Source organism: Pantoea sp. SGAir0184, assembly GCF_043544755.1.
This window is the reverse complement of record NZ_CP028050.1, coordinates 3,740,648-3,753,982: the sequence shown is the minus strand read 5'-3', so window position 1 is coordinate 3,753,982 and position 13,335 is coordinate 3,740,648. Positions and strand designations below refer to the sequence as shown.

Genomic DNA, 13,335 nt, shown 5'->3' with positions numbered 1-13,335 from the left:
TGCGTAACGGGAAATCGGGTGCGCATTCGCGTGTTTACTTTTAAGCTGCGGTTCTCACTCTTTCGAATCAGCCAGAGAACATGGACAACAGCGATAATCTCACCGCCATGATGCTGTTTGCACGCGTCGTTGAGCGGCAAAGCTTCAGCGAAGCGGCCCGTACGCTGGGGGTATCAAAATCGCACGTCAGCCGCGAAATCGCCCGGCTGGAGGTGCGGCTGGGTATCAAACTGCTGCAGCGCACCACGCGCAAGGTGGCGCTGACCGAGCTGGGCCAGGCTTACTATCCGTTTTGCACCCGCATGCTGGAAGAGATGCATCGCGCCGATGCGTTTGTGCAGCAGGTGCATCAGCAGCCTGCCGGCAACGTGCGGTTGCAGGCGCCGATCACCTTCGGCTGTCAGTGCGTGGTGCCGACGCTGAACACCTTTATCCGCCGTCATATTCACATCAACGTCGATCTCGAACTGACCACCAGCGACGATCCGCAGCCCAGTGCGGACGTGGCGATTGTGATCCGCGCACGTGCGCCGGAGGTGGCGAACTACCGCGAGCTGAGCAGCATTGACTGGGGACTGTATGCGTCGCCAGCGTATCTGGCCGCGCATCCGACCATCGATCATCCTGAACGTCTGATGCGCCACGATCTGCTGCTGTTTCACGGCCCGGCACACACGGCGGCGTTGCCGTTTCGCCGTGATAAGCAGCGCCTGGCGCTGGATGTGCACAGCCGCTTTCGCGCGAATAACAGCATGGCGCTGCTCAATGCGGCCCTGGCCGGAACCGGCGTGGCGTATCTGCCGGCCTATATGACGCAGGAGGCGCTGGCGCGCGGCGAGATTCAGCAGGTGCTGCCGGAATGGCAGATGGATCGCCTGCACAGTTACCTGCTGCTGAAAGAGCAGCCGCAGCCCTCGTCACCGGTCACCTTGCTCTGCGACGCGCTGATCACTACGCTGGGTGCGCCGTGATTGTTGTTTTCTGGCAACAATAGCGCGCTGGCTGGCAAATATCCGCTTCTCCCTGTTTTCTGTGTGCTACCGCTGATAGCCTGCTAAAAAAGCCAAAAACAGGGATATCACTATGTCGCACTCTTCTATCGCGTTAGCGCCTGAGCAGCAACACTGGCGGCGAAATTTGTGGGTTTGCGTGCTGGGCTCGTTCAGCACTATCGTCGCCATGACCCTGCTGCTGCCCTTTCTGCCCCTCTATGTGCAGCAGCTGGGCGTGCAGGAACCGGCAGCGATTGCGCGCTGGTCAGGCGCCGCTTATGGTGCCACCTTTCTCAGCGCGGCGCTGACGGCACCGCTGTGGGGCAAACTGGCGGATCGCTATGGCCGCAAGCTGATGCTGATCCGCGCCAGCCTCGGAATGGCCGTCGCCATGTCGCTGATTGGTATGGCCACCGCGCCGTGGCAGCTGGTGGCGCTGCGCCTGCTGGCCGGCCTGCTCGGCGGCTATGCGTCGGGCTCCACCATTCTGGTGGCGGCGCAAACGCCGAAAGCGCAGACCGGCTGGGCGCTGGGCGTGCTGTCCTCCGGCATCATGGCCGGTAATGTGGTCGGCCCGCTGCTGGGCGGCGTGCTGCCACCGCTGATCGGTATCCGCCACACTTTCTGGCTCACCGGCGCGGTGATTTTTCTTGCGTTTCTCGCCACCACTTTTCTGCTGAAAGAAGCGCCACGTGCGGCGAAGAAAGCCGCAGCCGGGGAGGGGGATGAGCCGGAGGCGTCGATCAACCGGCCAGTGGTGCGGCTGATGTGGCTGTCGGGCATGCTGCTGATTTTTGCCAATATGTCGATTGAGCCGATTATCACGCTGTATATCGCGCAGTTTGTTCACGGCGATCACGCGGTGACGGTGACGGCCGGGCTGGTGATGGCGGCCGCTGCGCTGGGCAGCATTCTCTCCGCGCCGCGCCTTGGCCGGCTGGCCGATCGCATCGGACATGCGCGCGTGCTGATTTATGGCCTGCTGGTCTGCGCGCTGCTGCTGATTCCGCAGGCGTTTATTAGCGCGGCGTGGCAGCTGGTGCTGCTGCGTTTCCTGATGGGGATGGCGCTGGGCGGCCTGATGCCCTGCGTGACGGCGTTGATTCGTCATAATGTGCCGCAGCGGCAGGTCGGGAAAATGCTGGGCTATGCGACCTCGGCTCAGTATGTCGGCCAGGTGAGCGGCCCGCTGTTCGGTGGCTTTATCGGCGGCGCGTTTGGTATGCGCCCGGTGTTTCTCGCCACCTGCGTGATTATGGCGCTGTGCGCGCTATTGAATGCGCGGGTGCTGCGTAAAGCTTAACCGCAGGATCATGCCTGACCGGCGTGAAAAAAAAGCGGGCATTGCCCGCTTTTTTACTTCAGTGCGAAAAATTACTTCGCATCTGGCAGCGCATAGGCAATTACGTAATCGCCCAGCTTGGTACCAAACGAACCGTGACCACCGGCCGCGATGACAACGTACTGCTTGCCATTCACTTCATAGGTCATCGGCGTAGCCTGGCCACCCGCTGGCAGACGCGCCTGCCACAGCATCTCACCGGTGTTGGTATCGAACGCGCGCAGGTAGTTATCTGCGGTCGCGCCGATGAAGAACACGTTACCGGCGGTGGTGATTGGGCCACCCAGCATTGGCATACCCATTTTGAACGGCAGCGGAACCGGTGCGCTATCGCGAACGGTACCGATACGTTTCTTCCACACGGTTTCGTTGGTCTTCAGGTCGATCGCTGAAACGTAACCCCAGGCCGGCTGTTTACACGGCAGACCAAACGGCGACAGGAACGGGTTCAGCTCGACGCCAAACGGCACACCGTACTGCGGCTGAATGCCGGTTTCAGTACCGGAACCGCCTTCTGCGCCCTGCGGTGGTTCAATCGGGTTGCCCGGACCGCGCGGAATCAGCTTAGACACAAACGGCAGCGCCATTGGGTTAGCGATGGCGATCTGACGATGTGGATCAACCGCGATGCCGCCCCACTCGAACATACCAAGGTTGCCCGGGAACACCAGCGTACCCTGCTCAGACGGCGGCGTGAACGGACCTTCGTAGCGCAGACGCTTGAAGATCACGCGGCACACCAACTGGTCATACATCGTCGCGCCCCACATGTCCTTGTCCGTCAGGTTCTGCTTCGGACGGAAGGTCAGTTCGGAGTACGGCTGGGTCGGTGCCACGTGGTCACCTTTCGCCGCGCCCTGCGGTACCGGCGTCTCCGGTGCAGGCACGACCGGCTTACCGGTACGGCGATCCAGCACAAAGATGTTACCGGTTTTCGCCGGGGCATAAATCACCGGTACGGTGTTGCCATCTTTGTCCGTGATATCGGCCAGCGTCGGCTGTGACGGCAGGTCCATATCCCACAGATCGTGGTGCACGGTCTGATACGACCACACCAGCTTACCGGTGGTGGCGTTCAGCGCCAAAACGCTGCTCGCGTAGCGCTCCTGCTCTGGTGTGCGGTTACCGCCCCAGATATCCGGGGTGGAAACGCCCATTGGCAGGTAAACGGTATCCAGTTTTGGATCGTATACCGCCGGCGCCCACGAGTTCGGCGAGTTCATGGTGAAGGTGTGTTCATCAGCCGGAATTGCGTTAGGATCTTTCGCGCCCGGGTCGAATACCCACAGCAGTTTACCGGTGTTGACGTCGAAGCCACGAATGGCACCAGACGGCTCACGGGTAGAGTAGTTATCGGTGACCGCACCAGCAATGACGATGGTGGTGTCAGTGATAACCGGCGGTGACGTAGGCTCATACTGGCCAGGCGTCTGTACCGGCTGCTTGTGCTGCAGATCCAGCTCACCGTTGTTGCCAAAGGATGGGCAACGGGCACCGGTATCGGCATCCAGCGCGAACAGACGACCGTCGTTCACTGGCAGATAGATGCGGCGTGAGCACAGCGCAGGCTGGCTATTAGCGGCATCGGCAGCGGCAGGCACTTCATGGTATGAAACACCGCGGCAGGTCACGTGCTGGAAGGTAGGATTCGGCTTCAGGCCCGGATCGAATTTCCACTTCTGCTTACCGGTCGTCGCATCCAGCGCAAACAGAATCTGGTGTGGCGAGCAAAGGTACAGCGTGTCGCGGATTTTAATCGGCGTCACTTCGTCAGTGATTTCACCCGGATCGTTGGCGGTTTTGAGATCGCCGGTCTGGAACTGCCAGGCAACCTGCAACTCTTTCACGTTGCTGGTGTTGATCTGCTTCAGCGGCGAGAAGCGAGTGCCCTGCTGGTCACGCGCGTAGGCTGGCCAGTCAGCATCGTTGATGTTACTCAGCGGCTGGGCCTGCGGAACGTTAGCGGCTTCCGGCAGGTTGCCATTCAGCTCCTGCGGATCGTGGAATACTGCCCACGCCAGCACCAGTACGCTGGCTACCAGCGCAACGGCCATCGCACCCAGCGCACCTTTACCCGCATGATTCAGGCCGCGATACACAAACGGCAGAATCAGCCAGATACCGAAGATCACCAGCACGTCGGTACGTGGGGCCAGCGCCCAGAAGTCGAAGCCGACTTCCCATACGCCCCACACCAGCGTTGCCAGCAGCAACAGGGCATACAGCAGCAGTGCGGAACCGCTACGGCGCCACAGCAGAACAGCGGTGATCAGCATAATCACACCGCCAATAACGTAGTACCAGGAACCTCCAATGGCGGCTAACCAAACGCCGCCAATCAGCATAAATGCGCCCGTCAGCAGTGCAAACAGCACCGTCAGGAAGCGAATTACGCCAAAAGATGAGGAAGCTTTCCCCATAATATTGACCTCTTTCTTTGCCATAAAATCAAAGGAAACAACCGATTAGGCTGTATCCCGACATAGAGTACGAAGTGACTTAAGGTGTTCTGTCAGTGCTTTTCCGTTAAGCAAGATGATCCCTTTGCGTTAAATTTTATCTTAAAAACGTTAACAGGTTTGATTTTTTTAGCGCTTTGCTCTTTTTATCAGGCAGTGACACGACATTTTATGAGGATATTGCGCCATCCTGTCCGGCGTAATCGGGTGATAACGCCGACGCGCAGAATTTTGTGTAAACGTTTACCCCGGGAAGAGCGGATGACAGCTCCGCTGCGCTTGCCAGCCGCTTAGCTGTAAATGCAGGTAATCTTCGGCCGGTAATTGAAGCTGAGGCGTACGTAATATTACCTCTGCTTGTGTTTCCCGCAGCGAAGCGAGCAGAAAAGGAAAGCTGAACTTGAGATAATTTTCGCGGAAGAAGTCATCGCTCAGAACAATACCGCTGAAGGGAAAATCGGTAATATTTTTCCACTCGGTTCCCGGCGGCGCGAGATCGTAAAGCCAGAAGGAAAAACGAGACGCCACAGCGCGTAAGGCGGATCCTGCCTGACGTAAAGTGGCATAGTTGATCGCCAGCCTTACATTCTCATGTTGCAGGCTGGAATAATTATCAACGTCATGCAAAAAGGACATCACACTATTTCCCGCCAGTGGAATAATTATTAATCCCGCAGCATCCGCTGACTGATAATGTTGGGTAATTATCTCGCCTTCATGAAGTAATGCATCACGCTCCGGCACGCAATGCATTAAGGACGCTGAATAACATGCGCCGATGGGTGTGCCGTCGAAGCGACAGACACGCTCAGTGACATAAGGATGGTATGAATTGTTTTCCATTTATCTCTATGAATAAATTAATGAACGATAGCGTCTTAATTATTATAAGGACGGGAAGACTGCTGTGATTATCACAGGGGGCAATATAGATCGATTCGCCGGCAAAGATCACCTTTTTTAGCTGTTTCTGATAAAGAGATAAAAAGCGTTGTGCTGGCGGTAATTAACGTTTTATTGAATTATCTGGAATGTTTTGACTATTTTCACAGTAAAACAATCAGTCTGCTAATATTCTGCGCGCCAGCTTTAACCCTGAATCCGTATAAACACCTGTTTTTACAGCGCACATCCAGCCATTGCCTGCTCCGGTCAGTTATCGCACTCTATGGCGTGAAAAACATAAGGAAAGCCGATGGTGGCTTTTCACCAGGCCGGTGCCATGACGCCGGCCGGTTCTGCTTCAGGATGGGATAAAACTATGGGTTCACCGGTCACCGCAGCGGAAGATTCGCTGCTGCGACACAGGTCGTTCGTCGCCTTCTGGCTGGCGCGTACCTGTTCATCGTTTGGTTTTCAGATGTTCTCCGTGGCCGTCAGCTGGCAAATCTATGCGCTTACCCACAGTGCTATGGCGCTGGGCATGATCGGTCTGATGCAATTCTTACCTTCTGTATTGCTGGCGCTGCCGGCGGGTCATCTTGCGGATCAGTATGACCGTCGCCGCATCGTGCTGCTGGGGCAGCTGATTGAGTGGCTGGCGCTGCTCGGGCTGGTGGCGCTGACGCTGCTGCACTGGGCGGGCCGGATTGAAATCTGGGGACTGGTGTTCCTGATTTCGCTGGCCAAAGCGCTGGAGTGGCCGGCAATCACCTCAATGCTGCCAGCGTTGGTACCGCCGCCCATCCTCGCACGCGCCATGGCGGCCAGCTCGGTGGGCGGTCAGGCGGCGGTGATTGTCGGTCCGACGCTGGGCGGCTTACTGTACGTGGCCGGGCCGGAGGTGGTGTACGGTGTTTCGGCGCTGTTCTATCTGTTGTCAATTGTGCTGGTCAGCCGTTTGCGCTATGAACGACCGCCGCAGGCTCGTATTCCGGCCAGCCTCAGCACCATGTTTGCCGGCGTCCGCTTCATCCGCGAGCGCAAAGATGTGCTTGGGGTGATCTCGCTCGATCTGTTTGCCGTGCTGCTGGGCGGTGCCACGGCGCTGCTGCCGATCTTCGCCCAGGATATTCTGCATACCGGTCCGTGGGGGCTGGGCATGCTGCGCGGTGCCCCGTCGGTCGGGGCGCTGCTGGTCGGGGTGTGGCTCAGCCGTCACAAGCTGGAAAAGCACGTGGGCATGATCATGTTTGGCTCGGTAGCCGGTTTTGGTCTGGCTACGCTGGTATTTGCGCTGTCGACGCAGCTGTGGCTCTCGCTGCTGGCGCTGGCGGCACTCGGCGGCTTCGATATGGTGAGCATGGTGATTCGCGGCGCGCTGGTGCAGCTGGACACGCCGGATGAGATGCGCGGGCGCGTCAATGCGGTCAACGCCATCTTCATTAATACCTCTAACCAGCTGGGGGAGTTCGAATCCGGCCTGTTGGCCGCATGGTTCGGAGCGGTGCCCGCAGCGGCGATTGGCGGTGTCGGCACCCTGGTGGTCGTGGCGCTGTGGATGGCGCTGTTCCCTCATCTGCGCAAACGGCAGAAACTGGAAAACGACAGTCTCGCCTGACGTTCGCGGCTGCCCGGCGCGGTGGCCGTGACCAGGTACGCAGTCTGCCTCGTTATCTCACACCGTCAAAATTGATTATTATTAATCACATTTGACTGTTTGTGAGCATGATCAAACTAATTAAGCGCCAGTTAATCTATAAATTGCCCTGCCTGTGCGTAAATTTATTCATTTTTGAGTGAAGTAAATCATTTTGCACGGTGCGGGGTAGCCAGCGCAGCGACGCAACAACAATAATCATGGCCGCCTCATTAACGGTGCGTGTGAAGCCCGGCACGCACCACGACCCTACGTTATCAATGAGGCGAACATGAAACAGTTCTCTGCAGAAGGGATGGTGATTATTGTCGGGATTGTCATTGCCTACATCCTGTTCACTACCTGGCTGACCTGGCGGTTGCGCAGTAAAAACAGCGGCGACTTTATGGCGGGTTCAAACGTGATGCCAGCGTTTGTGGTCGGCGTGATGCTGATGTCTGAATACATTGGTGCCAAGTCAACCATCGGTACGGCGCAGGCGGCTTTTGAGGATGGCTTTGCCGCGTCCTGGTCGGTGATCGGTGCCGCTATCGGCTTTCCGCTGTTTGGTATTTTGCTGGTCAAACGCATCTACAATACCGGCAAAATAACCATTTCCGGCGCGATTGCCGAGCGCTATGGCAACTCCACCAAAAATATTATTTCAATCATCATGATCTACGCGCTGCTGCTGGTGAACGTCGGTAACTATGTCAGCGGTGCGGCGGCGATCTCTACGGTACTGAACCTTGATCTCACCACGGCGGCGGTGATCACCGCGCTGGTCAGCACCTTCTATTTTATGTTCGGCGGCATGAAAGGCATCGCCTGGGTGACGCTGCTGCACAGCGGCCTGAAATATATCGGTATTCTGGTCATTCTCGGCGTGGCGCTGCACATGACCGGCGGCGTCAGCCCGATGATCAAAGAGATGCCGCACTTTTACTGGACCTGGGACGGTAACGTCGGACCCAGCACCATTTTTGCCTGGATGATTGGCACCATCGGGTCGATCTTCTGCACCCAGTTTGTGATTCAGGCTATCGCCTCGACCAAAAGTGCGGCGTCTGCGAAGCGCGCCACCTGGGTCGCCTTCTTCTTCTGTATGCCGATTGCCATCGCCATTGCGCTGATTGGCGTGGCAGCAAAGTATCTGCATCCGGAGATTAACAGCCTGTACGCGCTGCCGGTGTTCCTGCAGGACATGAGCCCGTGGCTGGCAGGGATTGTTACCACTTCGCTGGTGGCATCGATTTTTGTCAGCGTCAGCACCGTGGCGCTGGCCATCGCCTCACTGGTGGTGAAGGACTTTTATGTGCCGTACCGTAATCCGACGCCGGAACGCGAATTTCGCATGACGCGCTGGCTGTCACTGCTGATCGGTTTCCTGCCGCTGATCTTCGTGCTGTTCGTACCGGAAGTGCTGAAGCTGTCGTTCTTTACCCGCGCCATTCGCCTGTCAATTTCGGTGGTGGCGATCATCGCTTTCTACCTGCCGTTTTATAAAAGTACGCGCGGCGCGAACGCCGGCCTGATTGGTGCCTGCGTCATGACCTCGCTGTGGTATCTGCTGGGCGATCCGTTCGGCATCAACAATATGTACGTCGCGCTGGTCACACCGGCGGTGATCATGCTGATTGACCGCCTGATCCCGTCACGCCAGCCGCAGCGCAAAAATGCACCTGATTCATCAATGCAAAACAGTGGAGCCTGACATGACCGACTCAACCATTACCGTCGAACGTAACGGTAAGCTTCATCCGCACGCGCAGGACGCGCAGCAGCTCACGGCGATGCTGCCTTCGGTCTGTCCGCAGAACCACGCCGCTAATCTGCTGCCGTTACCGAACGGCGACCTGCTGTGCGTGTGGTTTGGCGGCACGCAGGAAGGCATCGCGGATATTTCGGTGTGGTGCTCGCGACTGGCGCAGGGCAGCGCGCAGTGGAGCGATCCTTTGCAGTTATCCGACGATCCGGCGCGGTCGGAACAGAATCCGGTGCTGTTTCTCGATCCCGAGGGCGTGCTGTGGCTGCTGTGGACCGCGCAGAAGTCCGGTAATCAGGACACGGCGATTGTGCGCTATCGCCAGTCACACGATTTGGGTCACAGCTGGAGTGCCATCGATACGCTGCTCGATCAGCCGGGCACGTTTATCCGTCAGCCGCTGGTGGTGCTGCCGAACGGCAACTGGCTGCTGCCGGTGTTCTATTGTCGCACCCAGCCGGGAGTGAAATGGGTGGGCAACGATGACATCAGTGCGGTAAAAATCTCCAGTGACAAAGGCCAGAGCTGGCGCGATGTGGCGGTGCCGGACAGCCTCGGCTGCGTGCACATGAACATTACGCTGCTGCAGGATGGCAGCCTGCTGGCGCTGTATCGCAGCCGCTGGGCTGATTATATCTACCAGAGCCGTTCGGACGACGGCGGTGAAAGCTGGAGCACGCCGCAGGCAACCGATCTGCCAAATAATAACTCATCGATTCAGGTGACTACGCTGCACAACGGCCATCTGGCGCTGGTGTTTAACGCCATGAGCGCGCGCGATGCCAGCGAGCGTCGCCTGTCACTGTACGACGAAATCGAAGACGAAGATGAAGATGACGCGGCGGTGGCCGTGGCGGCGCAGCCGGTGGTTCAGGGCGCACGCACCGCCTTCTGGGGGGCTCCGCGCGCACCGATGACGCTGGCTATTTCTGCCGATGGCGGAGTGAGCTGGCCGTGGCAGCGTAATCTGGATGAAGGGGACGGCTACTGCATGACCAACAATTCACAGCAGAAACTGAACCGCGAGTTCTCCTATCCCAGCATTAAGCAGAGCGCGGACGGTGCACTGCACATTGCCTACACCTATTTTCGCCAGGCCATCAAGTACGTGCGCGTTGAGGAGAACTGGGTGAGGGACAAAGCATGAGCCGCCATGCGCTGGTGACCGGTGTCAGTTCCGGCATTGGTGCGGCGATTGCCGATGTGCTGCTGACGCAGGGCTGGCAGGTCACCGGTTTTAGCCGTACGCCGGTGGAGAAAGATCATCCGGCGTTTACCTCCGTCACCGTCGACCTGTTTGACGCCAGTCAGCTGAAACGGGCTTTGGCCGGGCTGGCGAAGGTGGATGCGCTGGTGCACGCGGCAGGCATGATGCTGGCCGCGCCGCTGGGTGAGCTGGAGGAAGAGCAGGGGGCGCGGCTGTGGTATCTGCACGTGCAGGTGGCGCAAATCATGGCCAACACCTTGCTGCCGCAGATGGGCCACGGCGATCGTATTCTGCTGCTCGGTAGCCGCACGTCACGCGGCGCGGCGAATCGCAGCCAGTATGTCAGCACCAAGGCGGCGATGGTGGGCATGGCGCGCAGCTGGGCCGCCGAACTGGCTCCGCAGGGCATTACGGTCAACGTGATCGCTCCCGGTGCCACCGCCACGCCGATGCTGCTGCAGTCGGACCGCGCCAGCTCGCCGCCGAAACTGCCGCCTATCGGACGCTATATCCATCCCGAAGAGGTGGCTGCGCTGGCTGGTTTTGTGCTGTCGCCGGCTGCCGCTGCCATTACCGGACAGGAGTTGGTAATTTGCGGCGGCGCGTCGCTGTAGTTTTATTCTCCAGCGTGCTTCTCCCATCGTAAATAACAGGATGGGAGAGGCTGCTTTTGTCTCGTCTGCGAAAACTCCTGGCTTACCGTGCTACGCTTTCTTTGGGTTTACCAAAGTGGTAATCTTTTACCGTTTTATGCTAAATCCAATTTTATTGTCTACATATTAAGTGGTTACGGAGTGTAGCGCTCCGCAGCAGAGAAGCGCGCAATGAATCATGATGTTCTTCAGGAAATAAACGCCGAACCACTTTTTCCGGTACAGAGCGATCAACATATTGTTTTTGGCGTTGACGGAAAGTTTAAAGCGCATGCGCTAATCACGATTCTGTCCATCATGAAACACGCCGGAGACCGCGTGTATCATTTCCATCTGATCTCTTCAGAACTGACACCGGCCGATAACCACCGGCTCGCCAGGCTTTTTCAGGGATCGCGCCACGGCGTGACGCTGCATCATCTGCCGGATCAACTATTTGCCACGCTGCCGGTCACCGAACTTTTTACCCGTGCGACCTACTACCGCTTTCTGGCACCGCTGATTTTGCCGCAGGCGGAAAAACTGCTCTATCTTGATGCCGATATGGTGTGCATTAATCCGCTCAATGAACTGTGGCAGATCCCGACCGGCCCTAAGGCGGTTGCGCTGGTGGTCGGTGAAATTGCCTCGCTGCAGCCGGTGCTGGCCAAGAATGCCGGCTTGCGCGGCGAGCGCTATTTTAACGCCGGCATGATGCTGATTGATGTGGCGCAATGGCGCGCTGACAATATCAGCGAACGCGCGTTTACTTTACTGTCCGAACACGGGCGAAACTTCCAGTATCTCGACCAGGATGCGTTGAATATTTTACTGGAAGATAAAGTGACCTTTGTTTCTCCTCGCTTCAATACTCTGACCATGCTGGCCCATGACGATCGTGGCTATACGCTCGACGTGCCGGCGGAAACCTGCCTGATTCATTATGCCGGTGCGGATAAGCCCTGGCAGGTATGGAATCAACAGTTTGTGGTTCACCATTATCGCGATATTTATCAGGATTCACCGCTGTCCACCATGGCGTTTGACCAGCCAGCCAATGCGCAGCAGGCAAAAAGAATGTATAAGTCGCTTTTTCGTCAAAAAAGATGGTGGCAGGCCATGCTGTGGCGCCTGAAACATATCAAGATGAGGTATTGTTAAGTGCAAGCTCACGCTGTTCGCCAGCTGATGACGGGAAAAAATATTTACCAGCTCTGTTTTGTGCTGCTGAGTATCGCGCTAGCGTCGTCACTGGTGGTTGAAGCCTTACCGCGCAAAATATTCTATTTTTCCAGTTATCTGGTGGCTCTGTATTTAGTAATTCTGGCGGCGAAAAAACAGTGGCTAACAGATAAAACGGCCATAACGGTAGCACTTCCGCTGCTGTTCATTGGGCTGGTCAGGCTCATCTGGGCAAAGATGTTTTCCCACGCTGAATTCAGTGATGTGGTGAATAACTACTTCCAGGGCGGTAAGCTGTTTATTATCGCGGCTTTTCTCAGCTATTTTATCGTCGCCTGGCGCCACTATCTTAGCCGTCCACTTCTGATAACCTGCAGCGCCATCTTATTTGTCGGGCTGCTGGTGACGTTAGGTTTCGCTATCAGTGAACACGCAAAAACGCTGACCCGCATCAGATTGCTGACCGATTCCGCCGGTACCGTCTCTTATCTGATTACCGCGCTGGCGCTCTGTACTTTGTATACCGGCCACCGTGTCATCACCCATCGCGGCGGACAAATGATCTTATTCAGCGCGGTTTTTGTCGTGAATATGATGCTGATGATTCTAACCGAGTCACGCGCCGGCGTATTAACCCTGCCACTGATTTATCTGGCCTGGTTTTATTTTACCCATCGCTGGGCGGGTAAAATTTCGCTGGTGGTGTTAGCGCTGTTTATTATCGTGGGCGCTTTATTTATGCCGGGCAGCGTCTGGCAGCGCTTAGACAGCATCCACAATGAAGTCGACACTTATCAGACCAACAATAACACCTCGATTGGTGCCCGTTTTTCTATCTGGAAAGGCGGCTGGCACAGCGTTTCGTGGTCGCTGCTGGGGCAAAGTCCGGATCAGCGCACGGCAAAAGCACGGGAATACATCACGCAGCATGAGCGCCACAATCCCGAAGCGTATAAAAACGTCATGTATCACCTGCACGATGATTTCCTTGAAACGCTTTCGCTGCAGGGGATCGCTGGCGCACTTTCCCTGCTGATTTTTTACCTGGTGCTGCTGATATTAGCCGCACGCCGCGGCGTCGCCGGATTAACGCTGCTGCCGCTGTCAATTATCATCTTCGGGCTGACCGACACGGTGTTAATTCAGAGTGGTTCGGTGTTAATCCTGGTGATGGCGATTATCATCAGCTATGCCATGATTCATCCGCCTGAGAAAGCATCGTCCTGATAAACCGGCGC

Annotated in this window: 10 protein-coding genes; 8 read left to right on the top strand and 2 right to left on the bottom strand. The window is 57.0% G+C overall.

Annotated elements, in window-relative coordinates:
* The first annotated feature begins 80 nt into the window (after positions 1-80).
* Together C1N60_RS17835 and C1N60_RS17830 are read left to right on the top strand one after the other, a co-directional pair.
* On the top strand, positions 81-971 hold the full coding sequence (locus C1N60_RS17835) for a LysR family transcriptional regulator (RefSeq protein ID WP_132465794.1): 891 nt from the start codon (positions 81-83) through the stop codon (positions 969-971).
* 112 nt (positions 972-1,083) lie between these two features.
* Entirely contained in the window at positions 1,084-2,295 is a 1,212-nt protein-coding gene (locus tag C1N60_RS17830) for an MFS transporter (protein ID WP_104187877.1), read from the top strand.
* A 71-nt stretch (positions 2,296-2,366) separates the two neighbouring features.
* Here the strand turns inward: C1N60_RS17830 and C1N60_RS17825 are convergent, their stop codons facing one another.
* Complete coding sequence (locus C1N60_RS17825; RefSeq protein WP_058770114.1) at positions 2,367-4,754, bottom strand: glucose/quinate/shikimate family membrane-bound PQQ-dependent dehydrogenase; 2,388 nt, start codon at positions 4,752-4,754, stop codon at positions 2,367-2,369.
* A 282-nt stretch (positions 4,755-5,036) separates the two neighbouring features.
* Positions 5,037-5,636, bottom strand: a complete 600-nt coding sequence (locus C1N60_RS17820; protein ID WP_031279749.1) for a hypothetical protein — start codon at positions 5,634-5,636, stop codon at positions 5,037-5,039.
* A 418-nt stretch (positions 5,637-6,054) separates the two neighbouring features.
* On the opposite strand from C1N60_RS17820, the gene C1N60_RS17815 reads away from it, so the two are divergent.
* From C1N60_RS17815 to C1N60_RS17790, 6 genes are all read left to right on the top strand, one after another.
* Positions 6,055-7,293: an MFS transporter gene (locus tag C1N60_RS17815; protein WP_031279748.1), complete on the top strand. Its 1,239-nt coding sequence runs from the start codon at positions 6,055-6,057 to the stop codon at positions 7,291-7,293.
* 310 nt (positions 7,294-7,603) lie between these two features.
* On the top strand, positions 7,604-9,025 hold the full coding sequence (locus C1N60_RS17810; protein ID WP_058770048.1) for a sodium:solute symporter family protein: 1,422 nt from the start codon (positions 7,604-7,606) through the stop codon (positions 9,023-9,025).
* A 1-nt stretch (position 9,026) separates the two neighbouring features.
* Positions 9,027-10,223, top strand: coding sequence for a sialidase family protein (locus C1N60_RS17805; RefSeq protein ID WP_262256494.1), 1,197 nt, complete (start codon positions 9,027-9,029; stop codon positions 10,221-10,223).
* On the top strand, positions 10,220-10,897 hold the full coding sequence (locus tag C1N60_RS17800) for an SDR family NAD(P)-dependent oxidoreductase (protein WP_141496178.1): 678 nt from the start codon (positions 10,220-10,222) through the stop codon (positions 10,895-10,897). The genes C1N60_RS17805 and C1N60_RS17800 overlap by 4 nt, the downstream gene beginning before the upstream one ends.
* A gap of 210 nt (positions 10,898-11,107) precedes the next feature.
* Positions 11,108-12,076, top strand: a complete 969-nt coding sequence (locus C1N60_RS17795; protein WP_104093937.1) for a glycosyltransferase family 8 protein — start codon at positions 11,108-11,110, stop codon at positions 12,074-12,076.
* Positions 12,077-13,324 (top strand): O-antigen ligase family protein, encoded by a 1,248-nt coding sequence (locus tag C1N60_RS17790; RefSeq protein ID WP_262256493.1) that lies wholly within the window; start codon positions 12,077-12,079, stop codon positions 13,322-13,324. It begins immediately after the preceding gene.
* Positions 13,325-13,335: the final 11 nt, after the last annotated feature.